This is a genomic window from Arthrobacter sp. QXT-31 (genome assembly GCF_001969265.1).
Classification (GTDB): Bacteria; Actinomycetota; Actinomycetes; order Actinomycetales; family Micrococcaceae; genus Arthrobacter.
On sequence record NZ_CP019304.1, the window covers coordinates 4,430,475 to 4,449,322 of the forward strand.

16 protein-coding genes are annotated in these 18,848 nt (G+C 66.3%); 13 read left to right on the forward strand and 3 right to left on the reverse strand.

Annotated elements, in window-relative coordinates; all coding sequences use genetic code 11:
* Window positions 1–137: 137 nt before the first annotated feature.
* The 6 genes from BWQ92_RS20275 (at window position 138) to pdxS (ending at window position 8,488) form a co-directional block, all read left to right on the forward strand.
* Window positions 138–503 carry a DUF6504 family protein gene (locus BWQ92_RS20275; RefSeq protein WP_076802691.1) on the forward strand — a complete coding sequence of 122 codons (366 nt, stop codon included), beginning with the start codon at window positions 138–140 and terminating at the stop codon, window positions 501–503.
* Complete coding sequence (locus BWQ92_RS20280) at window positions 500–4,057, forward strand: DNA polymerase III subunit alpha (protein WP_076802693.1); 3,558 nt, start codon at window positions 500–502, stop codon at window positions 4,055–4,057. The genes BWQ92_RS20275 and BWQ92_RS20280 overlap by 4 nt, the downstream gene beginning before the upstream one ends.
* 183 nt (window positions 4,058–4,240) lie before the next feature.
* The gene (gene thrS, locus BWQ92_RS20285; RefSeq protein ID WP_377957027.1) at window positions 4,241–6,205 is read left to right on the forward strand and encodes a threonine--tRNA ligase; all 1,965 of its coding nucleotides are present in this window, start codon (window positions 4,241–4,243) and stop codon (window positions 6,203–6,205) included.
* A gap of 20 nt (window positions 6,206–6,225) precedes the next feature.
* A complete protein-coding gene (locus tag BWQ92_RS20290; protein ID WP_076802698.1) occupies window positions 6,226–6,813 on the forward strand; it encodes an HIT family protein in 588 nt (195 codons plus the stop codon).
* A complete protein-coding gene (pgsA, locus tag BWQ92_RS20295; protein WP_076802701.1) occupies window positions 6,803–7,423 on the forward strand; it encodes a phosphatidylinositol phosphate synthase in 621 nt (206 codons plus the stop codon). Before BWQ92_RS20290 ends, pgsA begins: the two co-directional genes overlap by 11 nt.
* A gap of 138 nt (window positions 7,424–7,561) precedes the next feature.
* Window positions 7,562–8,488: a pyridoxal 5'-phosphate synthase lyase subunit PdxS gene (gene pdxS, locus BWQ92_RS20300; RefSeq protein ID WP_076802702.1), complete on the forward strand. Its 927-nt coding sequence runs from the start codon at window positions 7,562–7,564 to the stop codon at window positions 8,486–8,488.
* Between the two features lie 175 nt (window positions 8,489–8,663).
* Here the strand turns inward: pdxS and BWQ92_RS20305 are convergent, their stop codons facing one another.
* A complete protein-coding gene (locus BWQ92_RS20305) occupies window positions 8,664–10,676 on the reverse strand; it encodes a M3 family metallopeptidase (RefSeq protein ID WP_076802703.1) in 2,013 nt (670 codons plus the stop codon).
* A gap of 102 nt (window positions 10,677–10,778) precedes the next feature.
* Here BWQ92_RS20305 and BWQ92_RS20310 point away from each other — a divergent pair, with 102 nt between their 5' ends.
* Window positions 10,779–12,023, forward strand: a complete 1,245-nt coding sequence (locus tag BWQ92_RS20310) for a CapA family protein (RefSeq protein ID WP_076802704.1) — start codon at window positions 10,779–10,781, stop codon at window positions 12,021–12,023.
* Between the two features lie 45 nt (window positions 12,024–12,068).
* On the opposite strand, the gene BWQ92_RS20315 is transcribed toward BWQ92_RS20310, so the two are convergent.
* Entirely contained in the window at window positions 12,069–12,818 is a 750-nt protein-coding gene (locus BWQ92_RS20315; protein WP_076802705.1) for a type 1 glutamine amidotransferase, read from the reverse strand.
* Window positions 12,815–14,104 carry a Mur ligase family protein gene (locus tag BWQ92_RS20320; RefSeq protein WP_076802706.1) on the reverse strand — a complete coding sequence of 430 codons (1,290 nt, stop codon included), beginning with the start codon at window positions 14,102–14,104 and terminating at the stop codon, window positions 12,815–12,817. The genes BWQ92_RS20315 and BWQ92_RS20320 overlap by 4 nt, the downstream gene beginning before the upstream one ends.
* A gap of 91 nt (window positions 14,105–14,195) precedes the next feature.
* On the opposite strand from BWQ92_RS20320, the gene pdxT reads away from it, so the two are divergent.
* From pdxT to yajC, 6 genes are all read left to right on the forward strand, one after another.
* Window positions 14,196–14,927: a pyridoxal 5'-phosphate synthase glutaminase subunit PdxT gene (gene pdxT / locus BWQ92_RS20325; protein WP_076802707.1), complete on the forward strand. Its 732-nt coding sequence runs from the start codon at window positions 14,196–14,198 to the stop codon at window positions 14,925–14,927.
* A 3-nt stretch (window positions 14,928–14,930) separates the two neighbouring features.
* Entirely contained in the window at window positions 14,931–15,686 is a 756-nt protein-coding gene (locus BWQ92_RS20330; RefSeq protein WP_076802708.1) for a YebC/PmpR family DNA-binding transcriptional regulator, read from the forward strand.
* 31 nt (window positions 15,687–15,717) lie between these two features.
* Entirely contained in the window at window positions 15,718–16,314 is a 597-nt protein-coding gene (gene ruvC, locus BWQ92_RS20335; RefSeq protein WP_076803860.1) for a crossover junction endodeoxyribonuclease RuvC, read from the forward strand.
* Between the two features lie 81 nt (window positions 16,315–16,395).
* The gene (gene ruvA, locus BWQ92_RS20340) at window positions 16,396–17,043 is read left to right on the forward strand and encodes a Holliday junction branch migration protein RuvA (RefSeq protein WP_076802709.1); all 648 of its coding nucleotides are present in this window, start codon (window positions 16,396–16,398) and stop codon (window positions 17,041–17,043) included.
* Window positions 17,036–18,124 carry a Holliday junction branch migration DNA helicase RuvB gene (gene ruvB, locus BWQ92_RS20345; protein WP_076802710.1) on the forward strand — a complete coding sequence of 363 codons (1,089 nt, stop codon included), beginning with the start codon at window positions 17,036–17,038 and terminating at the stop codon, window positions 18,122–18,124. Before ruvA ends, ruvB begins: the two co-directional genes overlap by 8 nt.
* 240 nt (window positions 18,125–18,364) lie before the next feature.
* Window positions 18,365–18,778, forward strand: coding sequence for a preprotein translocase subunit YajC (gene yajC, locus BWQ92_RS20350; RefSeq protein WP_076803861.1), 414 nt, complete (start codon window positions 18,365–18,367; stop codon window positions 18,776–18,778).
* The last annotated feature ends 70 nt before the right edge of the window (window positions 18,779–18,848 follow it).

Below are 18,848 nucleotides of genomic sequence, written 5' to 3' on the forward strand. Positions count from 1 at the left end.
TGAGCCGCCGTCCGTCCACACCCATCTAGGTTTTGTCCGTGGCCCGGCGTAGACTGGAACCATTCGAATACATATTCGAATCTGTGAAAAAATACCGTGTATTTTCTGCAGGGCGAGATTGGTTTCCGGAGGTACCCATGGGCATGTTCAGCGAGTCTGTCGACGTCGTCTGCGCACCTACCGGGGAGCCTGCGGAGCTGCGGTGGGGCGGCAGGGATTACCGGGTCTGTGCTGAGCCGGTGCGCTGGTACGAACGCCGCCAGTGGTGGGCAGAAGAACGCCGTGCCCCGCTGGGAAGCGGCCCCGGCCTTGTGGACCATGAGATCTGGCGGGTGCAGGTTCTGCCCGGCGGCAAAAACCACCAGCCGGAAACCCCGGCAGCAGAACCACAGGAACCCCTGACCCTCGACCTGGTCCGGCATGCCGGCAGCGGACGCTGGCGGCTGCTCCGGATCCACGATGCCCTCCGGCCCAAAGACGCACTCCGACCCAAATCAGCATGAGCTTTACTCACCTTCACGTTTCCACCGCCTTCAGCGCCCACTACGGTGTTTCCTGGCCCGAGGAACTCGCCCAGGCGGCAGCTGCCCAGGGAGCCACAGCCCTTGGCTGCACTGACAGGGACGGCCTGTACGGCACCGTCAAGCACCTCAAGGCGTGCATGGCCGCCGGGATTGACCCGGTGGTCGGCGTCGATCTGTCAGTGTTCGACGACGAGGCGGACCATGAGGCAGGGTTGCCCGGCCAGCAGACATCAGGAGCCCGGTCATCCAAAGCCCGGTTTACCGCAGCCCGGGTCACTGGGCGGGTTGTGGTCCTGGCCCACGGGCACAACAACGGTGCGGGATACAAAGCGCTCTGCCGGCTGATCTCCGACGCTCATGCCCGCACATCCGGCAAGGCCGGGGGAACAGTGCCCGTTGCCGTCACCAGAGCGGAACTCGCCTCGCGCGTCCTGGACCCGGAAACCCTGAAGCCGGTGCTCACCGTCCTGCTGGGGCCGGATTCCGACGTCGGCCTCGCGCTGGGCGGGCGCCGTTACCTTCGCCCCCGCACCCTTTTCAAGAGCTGGCTGGACGCCATGCCGGCCGGAAGCATCGCCGCTGAGATCGTCACGCACCTCAGCCCCCCGGGTGAGCCGTTGAGCACGGCCCATGCTGTCCGCATGCTCAAGCTGGCGCAGGAGTACCGCGTACCGGCCGTGCTCACCAATGCGGTCCGTTACTGCGAGGAGGACGGGGCGGCCACCGCCGACGTCCTGGATTCTGCCCGCACGCTCAAGTCGCTTCCCGAACTCTCCGATGCTCCGCTGCTCCAGCCCAACGGGCAGGGATGGCTGAAATCGCCGGACCAAATGGTGGAGCTGGGCAAGGAAGTCATCCACGCCGCCGGATACGGAACCGCGGATCTCCATGTTCTGCTTGCGCAGACTGAGGCGCTCGCGGACCGGTGCCGCATGGATCCCGTGTCTGACATGGGCTGGAAGCAGCCGGTGGTGCCCGAGGCGGCAGTCATCGGTATTGAGGGGGATCCGCTGGCGGAACTCACCCAGCGCTGCGAAGCCGGAATTGCGCGGCGGTTCCCCGGCATCTCCGGTCAGGCGGAAGCCGACATGCGCGCCCGGCTCCGGCATGAGCTGAAGATCATTGCCCGGCTCGGTTTTGCCTCCTACTTCCTCACCGTCGCCGAGGTTTCCCGCATGATCCTGGACATGGGAGTAAGGGCGGCAGCGCGGGGATCGGGGGCTTCCAGCCTGGTCAATTACCTGATTGACATCAGCCAGGTGAACCCGCTCCAGCATGACCTGATCTTCGAACGGTTCCTCTCCGGCGACCGGTCCACGTTGCCGGACATCGACATCGACGTCGAAAGCGCGGAACGGCACAACGTCTACCGGAAGATCTTTGACCGGTTCGGCGCCCAGCGCGTCACGCTGATGAGCATGCAGAACGGGTACCGCGCCCGCGGTGCGGTGCGGGACGCCGGCCTGGCCTTGGGCATGGACGACGGCGATGTCGGGGAGATCGCCAAGCAGCTGTGGCGCTTTTCCGCCCGGAAATTCCGGGAAGCGCTGGAGGAGAAACCTGAACTCCGAGAATTCGCCGGGAGGGTGGAGCAGCGGAACTTTTCCGAGAACCAGCAGCTTGACCTGCTGGTGGATCTCACCGAACGGCTGGACCGGCTTCCGCGCCACATCTCCATGCATCCCTGCGGTGTGATCCTCGGTGATGCCACCCTGCTGGACCGGACCCCCGTCCAGCCCAGCGGCCTTGGCCTGCCCATGAGCCAGTTCGACAAACATGACATGGACCCCATGGGCATGCTGAAGCTTGATGTCCTGGGGGTCCGGATGCAAAGCGCCATGGCCTTTGCCGTGCGGGAGATCATCCGCATCCATCCCTCGAAGGCTGAAGTGGTGGCTGCCGGTGCGCATCCGGTGGGCCCTGCCGGCAACGGGCCGGATTACATCAGGGAGGACGGCCTCATCGACCTCAATGCGGTGCCCCTGGATGACGAGCCGACGTATGAGCTGATCAGGAGCACCCACACGCTCGGGTGCTTCCAGATCGAATCACCGGGCCAGCGGGAGCTGGTGGGGAAGATGGCGCCGCGTGAGTTCAACGACCTCATCATCGACATCTCGCTGTTCCGTCCCGGGCCCATGAAATCGGACATGGTCCGGCCCTTCCTCGAACACCGGCACGGTTTCGCGCCGGAGACCTACCCGCACCCTGACTTGAAACCGGTGCTGCAGGAAACCCACGGCGTGACGGTCTTCCATGAGCAGATCCTGCGGACCTTTGACGTGATGACCGGCTGCGGGCTGGCCAAGGCGGACGAGTTCCGCAGGGCGCTCAGCAATGAGGTCGGGGAAGCCCAGGTTGAGGAGTTTTTCCGCCGCGAGGCCAAGGCCAAGGGGTACCGGCCGGACGTCGTGGACAAGGTCTGGGGAACCCTGAAATCGTTCGCGAGCTTCGGGTTCTGCAAAGCCCACGGCGCCGCCTTTGCCGTGCCCACCTACCAGTCGGCCTGGCTGAAGGCCCATCACCCGGAAGCTTTCCTCGCGGGCCTGTGGGAACACGATCCCGGGATGTACCCCAAGCGTCTTCTTGTTGCCGAGGCGCGGCGGATGGGCATCCCCATCCTGCCGCTGGACATCAACCGCAGCGGTGCGGAATACCGGGTGGAGCGTGTCGCGGAAGGACCGGACACGGGGAAGCTGGGCATCCGGTTGAGCCTCAACGGCATCTTCGGGCTTTCCGGTTCCGAGCTGAAGCGGATCGTCGCCGGACAGCCCTATGATTCCCTGGCTGATCTGCGGGACCGCTCCAGGCTGAGTAAGCCCAGCATCAAACGGCTCGCCCAGCTGGGCGCCTTCGATTCCCTGCACCGGGAATCCGGCGGGACAGCCAACCGGGCAGACCTCGTCCACCACCTGCAAAGCCTGCAGGGCAAGCCATCGAAGAAAGGCGCGGACGTCATTGACGGGCAGCTCGCGCTGCCCCTCGGCGATGTCGAGCTGCGGAACGTCAAGGCAGGGCTGCCGGAGCCCACCATGGTGGAGAATGTCCGGGCAGAACTTGACCTGATGGCTGTTGATGTCAGCGAACACCTGATGTCCAGCCACCGGCCGCTCCTGGACCGGCTTGGGGTCACCACCGCGGACAAGCTCCTGGGGCTGCGCAACGGCACAGAGGTCCTGGTGGCCGGCGTCAGGATCGCCACCCAGACCCCGCCCATGCGCGGGGGAAGGAGGGTGGTCTTCATCAGCATCGACGACGGCACCGGGTGCGTTGACTCGGTGTTCTTCCATGAGGCCCAGGAGCACGCCGGCCCGCTGCTGTTCGGCACCAGGCTGCTGCTGATCCGGGGCACCACCCGGCGGACCGGCCCGCGCGGCATCAGCCTCAGCGCCAGCATGGCCTGGGACCTCAGCCAGGTGGACACCCTGCCGTTCCCTGAAGCCGGACAGACCGCCGTTCCTGAGAAAGTCAGGCAGCCGGGACCGCTGGACGGCATCAGCAGAAACCTGGCCATCACCGGGCTGGGAAGCTGACCCGTGCCTCCTATTCACTCATCGCCGCCGCCGCGGCGCTTTGGCTCGCCACTTCAGCAACAGATAACATTGACGAGGCTGGCTGTGGTCCCCGTACGCCACAAGCTACGAAGCCTGAACTTTGAATAGGAGACACCCGTGTCAGATGCCCAGCAGATCACCCTCATCGTCGATGGCGAAGAAATGAAGGTGACTACCGGGACCACCGGCGCGGAACTCTTCTTTGAGCGCCGCGATGTCGTCGTGGCCCGGGTCGACGGCGAACTCAAGGACCTGGACCAGCCCCTTCCCGAGGGCGCAGAGGTTGAAGGCGTCACCATCGATTCCCCCGACGGCCTCAACGTCCTGCGCCACTCCACCGCCCACGTCATGGCCCAAGCCGTGCAGCAGCTGCGTCCGGACGCCAAACTGGGCATCGGTCCCTACATCACCGACGGGTTCTACTTCGACTTTGACGTCGCCGAGCCCTTCACCCCCGAAGACCTGCGCCAGCTGGAAAAGATGATGCTCAAGATCGTCAACCAGAACCAGAAGTTCGTCCGCCGCGTCGTCTCCGAGGACGAGGCCCGCGAGGCGATGAAGGATGAGCCCTACAAGCTCGAACTGCTGGGCAAGAAGAACGACGCCGCCGACGCCGGGGAAGGCGTGAACGTCGAGGTGGGCGCCGGCGACATCACCATCTATGACAACGTGGACCGCAAGAGCGGGGACAGCGTCTGGTGCGACCTCTGCCGCGGCCCCCACCTGCCCAACACCAAGCTCATCTCCAACGCCTTCGCGCTGACCCGGTCCTCGGCCGCGTACTGGCTGGGAAACCAGAACAACCAGCAGCTGCAGCGCATCTACGGCACCGCGTGGCCCACCAAGGACGCCCTGAAGGCCTACCAGGAACGCATCGCCGAGGCCGAGCGCCGCGACCACCGGAAGCTTGGCGCCGAGCTGGACCTGTTCTCCTTCCCCGACGAGCTGGGGTCCGGGCTGCCGGTCTTCCACCCCAAGGGCGGCATCATCCGCAAGGCCATGGAGGACTACTCCCGGCAGCGCCACGTGGACGCCGGCTACGAGTTCGTCTACACCCCGCACATCACCAAGGGGCACCTCTACGAGGTATCCGGCCACCTGGACTGGTACCGGGACGGCATGTTCCCGGCGATGCACATCGACGCGGAGCACAACGAGGACGGCACGGTCCGCAAACCCGGCCAGGACTACTACCTGAAGCCGATGAACTGCCCCATGCACAACCTCATCTTCCGTTCGCGCGGCCGGTCCTACCGCGAACTGCCGCTGCGGCTGTTCGAATTCGGCTCGGTCTACCGCTACGAGAAATCCGGCGTGGTCCACGGCCTGACCCGTGTGCGTGGCATGACACAGGACGACGCCCACATCTACTGCACCCGCGAGCAGATGAAGGACGAGCTCACCACCACGCTGAACTTCGTCCTCGGCCTGCTCAAGGACTACGGCCTGGACGACTTCTACCTCGAACTGTCCACCAAGAACGAGGACAAGTTCGTCGGCGACGACGCAACCTGGGAGGAAGCCACCCGCACTCTCGCCGAAGTGGCCGAGGCGTCCGGGCTGGAACTGATCCCGGACCCGGGCGGAGCGGCGTTCTACGGACCGAAGATCTCCGTCCAGGCCAAGGACGCCCTGGGCCGCACCTGGCAGATGTCCACGATCCAGCTCGACTTCAACCTCCCTGAGCGCTTTGAACTCGAGTTCCAGGCCGCTGACGGCACCCGCCAGCGTCCCGTCATGATCCACCGGGCCCTGTTCGGATCGGTGGAACGGTTCATGGGTGTGCTCACCGAGCACTATGCAGGCGCGTTCCCGGCCTGGCTTGCCCCCGTGCAGGTGGTGGGCATCCCGGTGGCGGAGGCCTTCAACGATTACATGTTCGACGTCGTCGACAAGCTCAAGGCTGCCGGCATCCGCGCCGAGGTGGACATCTCCTCGGACCGCTTCCCGAAGAAGATCCGCACCGCGAGCAAGGACAAGATCCCGTTCGTGCTGATCGCCGGCGGTGAGGACGCCGAGGCGGGCGCTGTCTCGTTCCGTTTCCGCGACGGCAGCCAGGACAACGGCGTGCCCGTGGCCGAGGCCGTCCAGCGGATCGTGGACGCCGTCCGCAACCGGACCAGCTAGCCGCGGCGGAGGGGGCACACGTGCAGGAGAACACAGGGTCGGGCTATCCGGGCGACGCGGAGGTGACGGACGATTTTGGCCTTGCCGGCGTTCCGGATGCCTTCCAGCGGCTGTGGACTCCGCACCGCATGGCCTACATCAAGGGCGGGCAGCACCAGTTCAAGAACCAGGACGACTGCCCGTTCTGCATCGCGCCCGCGCGTACCGATGAGGAGTCGCTCATCGTGTACCGCGGCCGCACGAGCTACGTGGTGCTCAACCTGTTCCCGTACAACCCAGGCCACCTGCTGGTGTGCCCGTACCGCCATGTCCCCGACTACACGGACCTGACGGTGGAGGAAACCGCCGAATTCGCGGACCTGACGCAGACCGCGATGCGGGTGCTGCGGAAGGTGGCGAATCCCGGCGGCTTCAATCTCGGCATGAACCAGGGCGTCGTGGGCGGGGCCGGCATCGCGGGCCACCTGCACCAGCACATCGTTCCGCGCTGGGGCGGGGATGGAAACTTCTTCCCCATCATCGCGCAGACCAAGGCGATCACGCAGACGCTGGATGAAGTCCGCCAGCAGGTCGCCGACGCCTGGCCCGGGGAGACGCATGCTGAATAGGCATGCGCGCGGGTTCTTCACCGCGCTGTTTACCCCGATTGCCCGCTGGCTGTTAAAAATGGGTGTCTCGCCGGACGCCATCACCATTGTCGGAACCGCCGGCGTGGTGGTGGGTGCCCTGGTCTTCTATCCGCTGGGACAGCTGTTCTGGGGAACCGTCTTCATTACGGCGTTCATTTTTTCCGACGTCCTTGACGGCATCATGGCGCGGATGCAGAACGTCGGCGGGCGCTGGGGCAACTTCCTGGACTCCACACTGGACCGGCTGGCGGACGGTGCCCTCTTTGCCGGCGTGGCCATCTGGTTTTTCACGGGCGGCGCGGACACCGCGATAGCCATTGCCGCCGTCGTCTGCCTAGTCCTGGGCATGGTGGTCTCCTACGTCCGGGCGAAAGCCGAATCGCTGGGATTCAAGGCGAACGTGGGCATTGCCGAACGTGCCGAACGGCTGGTCTCCGTCCTGGTGGTCACCGGCCTCACCGGGATCGGCCTGCCGCCTGTCGTGCTGCTGGCCACCCTGGTGCTGCTGGCGGCGGCGAGCCTGATTACGGTGATCCAGCGTGTCCTGGCGGTACGCGTCCAGTCGCTGGAAGACTCCGAACAAAACTGATTAAGCCGCGCCGCCGCGGTAGGACTAGTATATTAGGACTGCCGGTCAATGGATCCGGTATTCCGGTGTGTGCAAAAGGGCATGTCCTTGCCGCCTGCACTGCCGGCGAAGGTCATCTAGCTACCCATAGGGGTTTTTGTGTCTACACCTGATGTAAGCAACGAAGCCGGCTCGTCCGCCAACAGCGTGACGGGCAGCAGCCGTGTGAAGCGCGGCATGGCCGAGATGCTCAAGGGCGGCGTCATCATGGACGTCGTCAACGTCGAGCAGGCCCGCATCGCCGAAGACGCCGGTGCCGTTGCCGTTATGGCTCTCGAGCGCGTCCCGGCCGACATCCGCGCCCAGGGCGGCGTGTCCCGCATGTCCGATCCGGACATGATCGACCAGATCATCGACGCCGTGTCCATCCCGGTCATGGCCAAGGCCCGGATCGGCCACTTCGTCGAAGCCCAGGTCCTGCAGTCCCTCGGCGTCGACTACATCGACGAGTCCGAGGTCCTGACCCCGGCCGACTACACCAACCACATCGACAAGTGGAACTTCACCGTTCCCTTCGTCTGCGGTGCCACCAACCTCGGTGAGGCGCTGCGCCGCATCAACGAGGGCGCGGCCATGATCCGCTCCAAGGGCGAGGCCGGCACCGGCGACGTCTCCAACGCCACCACGCACATGCGCCAGATCCGCGCCGAGATCAAGAAGCTCGCTGCCCTTCCCGAGGATGAGCTGTACGTCGCGGCCAAGGAACTGCAGGCCCCGTACGAACTGGTCAAGGAAGTTGCCGCCACCGGCAAGCTCCCCGTGGTGCTGTTCACCGCCGGCGGCATCGCCACCCCGGCCGACGCCGCGATGATGATGCAGCTCGGCGCCGACGGCGTGTTCGTCGGTTCCGGCATCTTCAAGTCCGGCAACCCGGCCCAGCGTGCCGCCGCCGTCGTGAAGGCCACCACCTTCTTCGACGACCCGGACGTCATCGCCAAGGCCTCCCGCGGCCTGGGCGAGGCCATGGTCGGCATCAACGTCGACGAGATCCCGCAGCCGCACCGCCTCGCCGAGCGCGGCTGGTAACTCGCTTCGGGGGCGCCGGTCGGCGCCATCCTCTGCGTTCCTATTCAGAACGACGACGACGGCCGGTCTCCTTTTTGGGTGACCGGCCGTCGTCGTGGTTTAACTTCACATCGGTTGCTCCGTAACTGCCGTTTTCGCCGCTCATAAGGGCATCTACGGAGCAATCGACTAAGCCCTACTCGAGGCCGCGGCGCTTGAGGAGGGGCTCCAGGGCGGCGTCGCGTCCCCGGAGGGTGCGGAACGACTCGAGCGGGTCCCGGCTGTTGCCGCGGGAGAGGAGCTCGGCACGGAAGCGGTCGCCGTTGGCCCGGGTCAGCCCGCCGTTCTCCGTGAACCAGTCCACGGTCTCGGCGTCGAGCACCTCGCTCCAGATGTAGGAGTAGTAGCCCGCCGCGTAGCCGTCGCCGGCGAAGATGTGCTGGAAGTAGCCCGTCCGGTACCGCGGGGGAATCAGGGGGTGGGCCATCCCTGCCGCAGCCAGAGCCTTGGCCTCGAACTCGGAGGCATCCTCCGGTACGCCGTCGGCTTCCAGGACATGCCAGGCCAGGTCCAGCAGCGCCGCCCCGAGGTATTCCGTGGTGGCAAACCCTTCGCCCCACAGGCGGGACTCGTTGAGCCGGTCGACGACATCCTGGGCCAGCGGCTCCCCGGTGGCGTGGTGGCGGGCGTAATTGGCGAGTACCTCCGGCCACATGATCCACATTTCATTGACCTGGGACGGGTACTCCACGAAGTCCCGCGGCACAGACGTGCCGGAGAAACGGGGGTAGGTGACGCTGGAGAACAGTCCGTGCAGGGCGTGGCCGAACTCGTGGAAGGCCGTGCGGACCTCATCGAGCGTGAGGAGCGTGGGTTCACCGGCGGGCGGCTTCGAGATGTTCAGGTTGTTGATGACCACGGGCCTGGTGCCAAGCAGCGCGGACTGGTCCACCAGCGAATTCATCCACGCGCCTCCCCGTTTGGTTTCGCGGGTGTAGTAGTCGCCCAGGAACAGCCCCAGCTCTGTTCCGTCCGCTTCCCGCACCTCCCAGATCCGGACGTCCGCGTGGTAGCCGGCGAGGTCCTTGCGCTCATGGAAGGTGATGCCGAAGAGCGAGGTCGCGGCGAAAAACACACCGTCTGTCAGTACCCGGTCCAGCTCGAAGTACGGCCTGAGGGCCTGTTCGTCCACGGTGTACCGTTCCCGCCGCACCTTGGCCGAGTAGTAGGCCCAGTCCCAGGCCTCCAGCGGGTGGCCGGCGCTCTCAGCCAGGGCGGCAGCCTCGGCATCCGCGTTCCGGACGGCGGCCGGCGCCAGCCGGTTCAGCATGGACCGGACAGCACCGAAATCCGGGGCAGTCTGCCGGTCCACCACCAGTTCCGCGTAGTTGGCGAAGCCCAGCAGGGCCGCCTTCTCGCCCCGGAGCCTGACCATGGATTTCACGAGGTCCAGCACGTCGAGATCGCCCCCGGAGCTGCCGCGGGCCACGGACGCCTCGAAGAGCCGCCGGCGCACATCCCGGTTGTCCAGTGCCGCCAGCGCGGGCTGGTTGCTTGGCTGGATGAGCGTCAGCAGGAACTTGCCGTCGTGCCCGGCCACGCGCGCTGCCTCCGCGGCACTGGCGATCTCGTCGTCGGGAAGGCCTGCGAGCTCGTCGGCGCTGTCCAGTAGCAGGGCTGCGGACTTCATCCCTTCCTTGACGCGCTGCCCGAACTCCGTGCCCAGCCGGGACAGCTCGGCGTTCAGGGACCTGAGCCGGTCCTGTCCGGCGTCGTCCAGCTGAATGCCGGACTGGCGGAACTCCTTGAGGTACTCCTCCACCAGTCTGGCCGGCTCGGCGTCCAGTCCCGCGGTGTCCACGGCGGCGAACCGCTCGTAGAGGGCCCGGTTGAGGTACACCGCATCCTGGTGAGCGGCAAAGCGGGGCGACAGCTCAGTCTCCAGTTTCCTGATGGCCTCGGAGGCGTCGGACGAGACCAGCGTGAAGAAGGACGCCGCAGCACGGTCCAGCAACCGGCCGGACCGTTCCATGGCCAGCGCCGTGTTGTCGAAACTGGCCGGTTCAGGGTTGTCCACGATGGCCTGGATTTCCGCCAGGTGTTCGGCGAGCCCGGCGTCAACCGCCTCGGCGTAGTGGGCGTCGTCGATGTCGGCAAACGGCGGCAGTCCGAACGGCAGGGTGCTGGGGGACAGGAGGGGATTGGTCATGAAGCAACCCTTTCATGCAGGCCTGCGGTGCACAACGATTTTTGCCGGGCTTCTGCGCGCCGGTTGCCCGCCGCCGGGGTGCCCCGGACGTACGCTGAGGACATGGGGAAAAAGAACGTTCGTGTCCGTGCGGTCCAGGCGGCCGCGGCCGCGCTGCTGATGGCGGCGCTGGCATCGTGCGGCGTTGTCGCCGACCAAGCTACTGCGCCTCCACCACCCCCCTCAACACCCCAGGCGGCGGCCCCCACCCCGAGTGCGACACCCACCCCGACTCCGGGTTCCGGCCCTGCGTGCAAGGCGGTCCGGTGCACGTCCGTCCTGGTCACCGGGGACATGCTGGTCCACACCCAGTTATGGCAACAGGCCCACGAGGACGCGGTGGCCGGCGGAGTGAAGGGGCTCGACTTTGGTCCGCTGCTGGAAGGCCAGCGGCGCTACATCGAACAGAGTGACGTCGCCGTCTGCCACCAGGAAACGCCCGTGGCTCTGCCCGGCGGCCCGTTTTCCGCCTACCCGTCCTTCAACGTGCCGCCGCAGATCGCCGCTGCCGCCAAAGCCGTCGGCTACCGGGCCTGCACCACGGCCAGCAACCACACCATCGACCAGGGCACCGAGGGTCTGACGAGGACGCTGGATGTACTGGACGCCGCAGGTCTGGAACACACCGGTTCCTACCGGACGCAGGCTGAGTCCCGGGGCATTCTCATTCTGCAGACGGAAGCCGCCCGGATCGCCGTCATCACCGGCACCTATGGCCTCAACGGCCAGGTCCCGGAGCAGCCGTGGCAGGTGGATATGCTCGACGCGCCGGCCATGGTCGCAAAGGCCAAAGAGGCCAGGAGCCAGGGCGCGGACATCGTCCTGGCCGCCATGCACGCGGGGGATGAGTACGCCAGCGCCCCCAACGCCCAGCAGCTGGAAGTGGCGCACGCACTGGCTGACAGCGGCCAGTTCACCATGATCTACGGGCACCACACGCACTCGGTGCTCCCGATCGAAAAGTACAAGGGAACCTGGATTGCCTACGGGCTGGGCAACGGGGTGACGGAACTGTCGCCGACGTACGTCGTCAACAACGAGGGCCTGCTGCTGAGGGCACAGTTCAGCCAGGACAGTGCCGGAAGGTGGACCGCATCCGACGTCGCCTGGGCACCGTCGGTTATCGTCAGCGCACCCTACCGCTGGTGCTCCGTGGCCAGTGACGCCCCGCAGGGCGTCTGCTCCACTCCCGCGGCTGACGCCGAAACGCGGCTGCGGACCAGGCAGGTGGTGGAGTCCATGGGCGCGGCGCAGGCCGGAGCCCATGAGTTGCTGGTTACCAAAGATCCTGACAGCAAGGGCCCCTGATACCAAGGCCCTTGATACCAGGGACCCTGACCAGCCGCCTGGTTGCTAGCGGGGGCGGCGGGCCGCGTGCTCGCGGGCGAGGACGGCGTAGCGGTCATCCGGTTCGCCGGGAGTGAAGGTTCCGTACTTGCGTTCGACGGCGGTCCGGATCAGAAAGTCGGCGAGAGCCGGGTTCTTGGGCAGCAGGGAACCGTGCAGGTAGCTGGCCACGATGTTGCGGTACCGTGCGCCCTCGTGGCCGTCGCTGCTGTTGTTGCCCGTTCCCTTCGCCACCGTCCCCAGGGGTTCGACGCCGGGTCCCAGGGTGGTCTGGCCGCTGTGGTTTTCGTAGCCCAGCACCTCCCCGAACTCTGCGGTGGTGACCTTGACGTTGCCGATCAGCCGCTCATCCGTGCCGTGGGTTTCAATGTCCAGGACTCCGATGCCGGGAATGACCGGGCCTGAGCGGGTTTTGAAAAAGCGGCCGAAAAGCTGGTAGAGGCCGCAGATGAGGAGCATGGGCGTGCCGTCCTCGGCCATCCCCTTGAGGAGCCCGGCCCGGGATTGCAGGTCGTCCTGGATGACCAGCTGCCCGCTGTCCTGGCCGCCGCCGCCAAGGATGATGTCCACGTTGTCCGGGAACTCGTCGCCCACGTTGTACTCGAGCAGTTCCGGCGTGTATCCGTGCCATTTCAGCCGCTGCTGCAGCACCAGCGCATTGCCCCAGTCACCGTAGATGTTCATGTCACGCGGATAGAGCTGCAGGACCCGGATGGTGCCCTTGGACGCGTGCGTTCCGGCCGAATCGGGGGTCAAGAGACCACCTCCACTGTGGTGATTTTGGACAGCTCACGGCGGATGGCGAGCATTGAGGTGTAGGTGCAGAAGACGCGCTTCGGCTTGCCCTTCCCCTTGCGGATGAAGTCGGCCAGCGCGGCCGGGATGTCGGTGTTCACGTCTCCGATCTGCACTTCGTCGTACTGCAGGCGCAGCGCCATGTCGTACGCCCGGGAACCGGTGACCTGGTCGACGCCATCCGCCCGCAGGGTGTCGAAGTCCACGTCCCACAGCCAGGACATGTCACGGCCGTCGGCGTAGTTGTCGTTGATGGCGATCATGGTGGCGTAGCCGCCGGAGGGGAACGACTTCAGGCCCAGCCGGAAGCCGCTCGGGTTCTTGACCAGGACCAGGTCCAGCGGGAGCCCGTCCACGGTGAGGCTCTCGCCGCGTCCGAAGGCCGGTGCCACCTCGGACAGGGCCTTCAGCAGGGTTTCATGATCCGGCGTGGCGGCGCCGCCGCCGCAGATGCTGCGGGCGAGGGCCAGCGCGGCAGCGGCGTTGAAGATGTTGTAGACGCCGCGGAGCTTCATCCCGGTGGTGACAGTGACGCCGTCGTACTCAAAATCCGCGTCATCGGCGCCCACGCGGCGGAGGACGACGTCACCCTGCGGGCGTTCCGGCACCGCAGGTGCCGGGCTGCCCGGCCCGGCGCGCAGCTCGTCGTCGCTGGGGAAGGTGCCCAGCAGGGAATCGTCGAGCCCAAAATAGCGGACCTCGGGGCCGTGCAGGGTATCGGCGATCCGTGCCACCCGCGGGTCCTCACGGTTCAGGACCACGGTCCCGGTCGTCTTCGCGGCGATGTGCTGGAGGAGCTGGGCGGTCTTGTCGATTTCCCCGAAGCGGTCCAGCTGGTCACGGAGCACGTTCAGCAGGAGGCTGTAGCGCGGAGGCACGCGGTTGACGAAGTGCACGGCGTGGGCCTCGTCCAGCTCCAGCACGGCGATATCGGCGTCGAGCCGTCCCCGCCAGTCGACGTCGCCGAGCAGGGCGGCGGCCACACCCCGGGTGAAGTTGCTTCCCGTCCGGTTCGTGAACACTTTCAAACCCTGGCTTTCCAGCAGCTCCACCACCATCTTGGTGGTGGTGGTCTTGCCGTTGGTGCCGCTGACGACGGCCACGCCGTGGGGAAGGGTGGACAGGGTCCGCTGCATGAAGCCGGGATCGATTTTTTCGACCACCAAACCGGGGAATGCAGAGCCTCCGCCCCTGAGCCGGGAAACCCGGCGGACGAACTTGCCGAGCGGAACGCTGAGGGAAAACATGCTCTGTAATATATCCCAGCAGCGGCATGCAATGCGGCGGGCGGCAGCTGGCGGGGACGGCGGTACACGCCCGGGACACTATGCTGTTTAGATGACCAATTCCCTTTCCAGCGCCCTTCCGCGCCCGGCCGACGTGCCCGAAAAACCCGGGGCTGGCCTGCGCATCGGTGTTCTGGCGCTCCAGGGCGACTTCCGTGAGCACCTGCGCGCGGTGGAGACCGCCGGCGCCGCCGGGGTGGGTGTCCGCCGCCCCGCGGAGCTCGACGGACTCGACGGGCTCATCATTCCCGGCGGCGAGTCAACGGCCATCGACAAGCTGGCCCGCGCCTTCGACCTCGCCGAACCGCTGCGGCAGCGCATCGCCGAAGGCCTGCCGGTGTACGGCTCCTGCGCGGGCATGATCCTGCTGGCGCACGACATCGCCGACCCCGCCGCCGACCTCGCGGGCAATCCCCAGCAGACGTTCGGCGGCCTGGATATCACTGTGCGCCGCAACGCCTTCGGCCGGCAGCGCGAGTCTTTCGAAACCGACCTCGACTTCAAGGGCCTGGAATTCAGCGCCACCGAACAGGGCGTGGCGCCGGTTCACGCGGTGTTCATCCGGGGCCCCTGGGTGGAACGCGTGGGACCCGGCGTTGAGGTTCTGGCCCAGGTGGAACCCGCCGACCCGGAGCACGCCTCCCACGCGGCCGACCTGCAGGGGACGGCTAGAATTGTTGCAGTGCGTTCAGGCCAGCTGCTGGCCACCTCCTTCCATCCGGAAGTGACGGGCGAGAAGCGCGTGCATGAACTTTTTATCCGCATGATCAGAGGAGAAGCGTAAAGCATGTCAGGCCACTCCAAATGGGCAACGACCAAGCACAAGAAAGCCGTCATCGACGCCCGCCGTGCAAAGTCGTTTGCCAAGCTGATCAAGAACATTGAAGTCGCGGCGCGCATGGGCGGTCCCGACCTCTCCGGCAACCCCGGACTCGAACTTGCGGTCACGAAGGCCAAGAAGACGTCTGTTCCCAACGACAACATCGACCGCGCTATCAAGCGCGGTGCCGGGCTCACCGGTGAAGTCGTTGACTACACGGAGATCATGTACGAATGCCGCGGGCCGCAGGGCTCCGCGCTGCTGATCGAGTGCCTTACCGACAACAAGAACCGCGCGGCATCCGAAGTCCGGCTGGCCATCTCCCGCAACGGCGGCACCATCGCCGACCCCGGCTCCGTCAGCTACCTGTTCACCCGCAAGGGCGTTGTGACGCTGCCCAAGAACGACCTCACCGAGGACGACGTCCTGATGGCGGTGCTGGATGCCGGTGCCGAAGAGGTCAAGGACAACGGGGACACCTTCGAGATCCACTCGGAGCCGAAGGACCTGCAGGCCGTCCGCGACGCGCTTAAGGAAGCCGAGATCGAATATGACACCGACGAGGCCGAGTTCGTGCCCTCCATGGAGGTGCCGCTGGATCTGGACGCCGCCAAGAAGTTCATGAAGCTCGTGGACGCCCTTGAGGACCTCGACGACGTCCAGAACGTCTACAGCAACGCTGACCTCAGCGACGAAGTTCAGGCAGCCCTGGAAGCCGAGTGATTTCCCGCGTAGCGTACCGGGGCGGTTGCACGTGACGCTGCGCGTACTGGGCATCGACCCCGGACTGACCCGCTGCGGCATCGGCGTAGTCGACGTCGAAAAGAACCGCCGAGCCACAATGGTGGCAGTCGGCGTAGTGGGCACCTCCCCGGAGGAGACGCTCGACCAGCGGCTGCTGGTGATCGCCCTCGCCGTCGACGACTGGCTCGACCGCTATGAGCCGGACGTGCTGGCGGTGGAACGGGTGTTCTCGCAGATGAACGTCAGCACGGTCATGGGCGTGGCGCAGGCCTCCGGCGTCGTCATCGCCGCCGCTGCCCGGCGCGGCATACCGGTGGCGCTGCACACGCCGTCGGAGGTGAAGGCGGCCGTGACCGGCAGCGGCTCCTCGAACAAGGACGCGGTCACCAAGCTCGTCACCAAGATTCTCAGGCTGGACGCCCCGCCGCGGCCCGCGGACGCGGCGGATGCCCTGGCCCTTGCCATTACGCACGCCTGGCGGGCCGGCAGCGGTGCCTCGATAGCGGGCAGCAGTGCTGGCGCGACCCGCGGTTCAGGCAACCAGTCGCTGACGCCCGCGCAGCGCGCCTGGGCCGAGGCGGAGGCCAAGGCGCGCCGTGCACGCTGAATGTCGCAGGCCCTTGCTAGGGTATTCGTAGATATGTTCGGATAGTCGGTTTTTGCCGGCGCAACTTCAGGAGCCCCGGCCTTGATCAGTTTTCTCCGCGGAACCGTGGCGCACGTCGGACTGTCCACCGCTGTTATCGACCTCAACGGTGCCGGCATGAGCGTCCAGGCCACTCCCCAGACGCTCAGCAAGCTGCGGACCGGCGAGGAGGGGAAGCTGTTCACGTCCCTGATCGTCCGGGAGGACTCCCTGACCCTGTTCGGTTTCGCGAACGACGACGAGCGGGAAGTTTTCGACGTTCTGCTCAGTGTCAGCGGTGTGGGCCCGCGGCTCGCCCTGGCCGTCCTCGCCGTGCACGATCCCGAGGCAATCCGCGTGGCGGCGCACACCGGCGACAGCAAAACTTTCACCACGGTGCCGGGCATCGGCCCGAAGGTGGCCGGCCGCATCGTCCTCGAACTCGCCGGAAAGCTGGTTCCGCACGGCACGGCAACTCCGGCCGGAGCGCCGGCGGTTTCCGCTGAGGAGCTCTGGAAGCCGCAGGTGGTTGCTGCCATGACCAGCCTGGGCTGGTCGGAGAAGGACGCCACGGGCAGCATCGACAAGGCCCTGGCGGACGCCCCCGAGCTCGCAGGCGAAGGCAATGTTGCCGAGATCCTGCGCACCACACTGCGCTGGCTCGGCCAGGACGGCGCCCGGGCGGGCAACAGGGTAGGCAGCCGTGGCTGAACCGTCCCTGGTCGCCGGGGGAGAAGAGCCGGAGGAGCGGGCCATTGAGGCGGCGCTCCGGCCCAAGAATCTCGACGACTTCGTCGGCCAGCACAGGGTCCGCAAGCAGCTTTCCCTGGTGCTGAAGGCATCCCGGATGCGCGGCCGCAGCGCAGACCATGTGCTCTTTTCCGGCCCTCCGGGACTGGGCAAGACCACCCTCGCCATGATTGTCGCCTCGGAGATGAACGCTCCGCTGCGGATCAGCAGCGGCCCGGCCATCCAGCACGCCGGTGACCTGGCTGCCATCCTTTCCTCGCTCTCCGAGGGGGAAGTCCTGTTCCTCGACGAAATCCACCGCATGTCCCGCCCGGCGGAGGAAATGCTCTACATGGCCATGGAGGATTTCCGTGTGGATATCGTGGTGGGCAAAGGCGCCGGCGCCACGGCCATTCCGCTGGAGCTGCCGCCCTTCACGCTGGTGGGCGCCACCACGCGCGCCGGGCTCCTGCCGGGTCCGCTCCGGGACCGCTTCGGGTTTACCGGCCACCTGGAGTTTTATTCGGTGGAGGAGCTTGAGCTCGTGCTGCGTCGGTCTGCCGGCCTCCTCGACCTGAAGGTGAACTCCGCCGGATTCACGGAAATCGCCGGCCGCTCCCGCGGAACCCCCCGTATTGCCAACCGGCTGCTGCGGCGGGTCCGGGACTGGGCCCTGGTCCATGGCATCGAACAGATTGATGCCCGCTCGGCCTCCGCCGCACTGGACATGTATGAAGTGGACAAGCGGGGGCTGGACCGGCTGGACCGTTCCGTGCTGGAAGCCCTGATCACCAAGTTCGGCGGCGGCCCGGTGGGCCTGTCCACCCTGGCCATCGCCGTGGGGGAGGAGCCGGAGACCGTGGAGACGGTCGCCGAGCCGTACCTGGTCCGGGAAGGGCTGCTGGGCAGGACGCCGCGTGGCCGGATTGCCATGGCCCCGGCCTGGACCCACCTTGGACTGGCAGTGCCGGCAGGGGTGTTCGGGCAGGAAACCCTGGATCTTTTCGGAGCCGAACCCGGTGATGAGGAATCGTCATCTGAATGGGTTTCCAGCAACCAATAGGAGCGCCCTCCCAGCTTTTCCCTCTAGACTGGAAAGACGCTCGGCACGTCCGGGCTTTGTTTCCGTGTCCCGCTCCGGCGGGCCGCCCGCGGCCGGTTCCCCCGCGTCCGGGCGGGCAGCCCGGTACAAAGCGGACGTCGCTGTCAACCAGCTACGTAAGTACAGAACGGAACTCACTTGCTCGCAGTATTTAGTGTCCAGGCCCAGGCCCAGCCGCAGGCCGGCGGCGGCATCGACATCATGACCATTCTGCTGTTCGTCATGCTCGGCGTGTTCATCTTCATGATGTTCCGCCGCAACAAGAAGACCCAGCAGCAGCAGGCGCAGCTGCAGTCGCAGTTCGCTCCCGGCATCGAGGTCATGACCAGCTTCGGACTGTTCGGCCGCATCGTGTCCATCGATGAGGCGGAGAACAAGGTTGTCCTGGAATTGTCGCCCGGCCACCTTGCCACCGTCCACCGCCAGGCCGTGACCAAGATCGTTGAACCCGCCGCCGAAGCCCACGCCGTTCCCGACGACGCGTCGGCGCTGACGGCCGGCGACTCGCTGGCCCCTGAGGACAAGCTGCCCACCGAGCACAAGACGGGCACGTCCACCGAGACTCCGGATGAAACCCTCAAGCGCCTCAACGACGAGGGCAAGAAGGACATCTAGTCCGCCGCTTCCGCGCTGTACAGCTGCTTCCGCACAGTACAGCTGTCTACGGCTGCGGAGCCGCCGGATG

Bases quoted from the DNA above. Each gene is read 5' to 3' on its own strand.
- BWQ92_RS20275 (WP_076802691.1), top strand. From the start codon at position 138: ATGGGCATGTTCAGCGAGTCTGTCGACGTCGTCTGCGCACCTACCGGG.
- BWQ92_RS20280 (WP_076802693.1), top strand. From the start codon at position 500: ATGAGCTTTACTCACCTTCACGTTTCCACCGCCTTCAGCGCCCACTAC.
- thrS (WP_377957027.1), top strand. From the start codon at position 4,241: ATGAAGGTGACTACCGGGACCACCGGCGCGGAACTCTTCTTTGAGCGC.
- pgsA (WP_076802701.1), top strand. From the start codon at position 6,803: ATGCTGAATAGGCATGCGCGCGGGTTCTTCACCGCGCTGTTTACCCCG.
- BWQ92_RS20305 (WP_076802703.1), bottom strand. From the start codon at position 10,676: ATGACCAATCCCCTCCTGTCCCCCAGCACCCTGCCGTTCGGACTGCCG.
- BWQ92_RS20310 (WP_076802704.1), top strand. From the start codon at position 10,779: ATGGGGAAAAAGAACGTTCGTGTCCGTGCGGTCCAGGCGGCCGCGGCC.
- BWQ92_RS20320 (WP_076802706.1), bottom strand. From the start codon at position 14,104: ATGTTTTCCCTCAGCGTTCCGCTCGGCAAGTTCGTCCGCCGGGTTTCC.
- pdxT (WP_076802707.1), top strand. From the start codon at position 14,196: ATGACCAATTCCCTTTCCAGCGCCCTTCCGCGCCCGGCCGACGTGCCC.
- BWQ92_RS20330 (WP_076802708.1), top strand. From the start codon at position 14,931: ATGTCAGGCCACTCCAAATGGGCAACGACCAAGCACAAGAAAGCCGTC.
- yajC (WP_076803861.1), top strand. From the start codon at position 18,365: ATGACCATTCTGCTGTTCGTCATGCTCGGCGTGTTCATCTTCATGATG.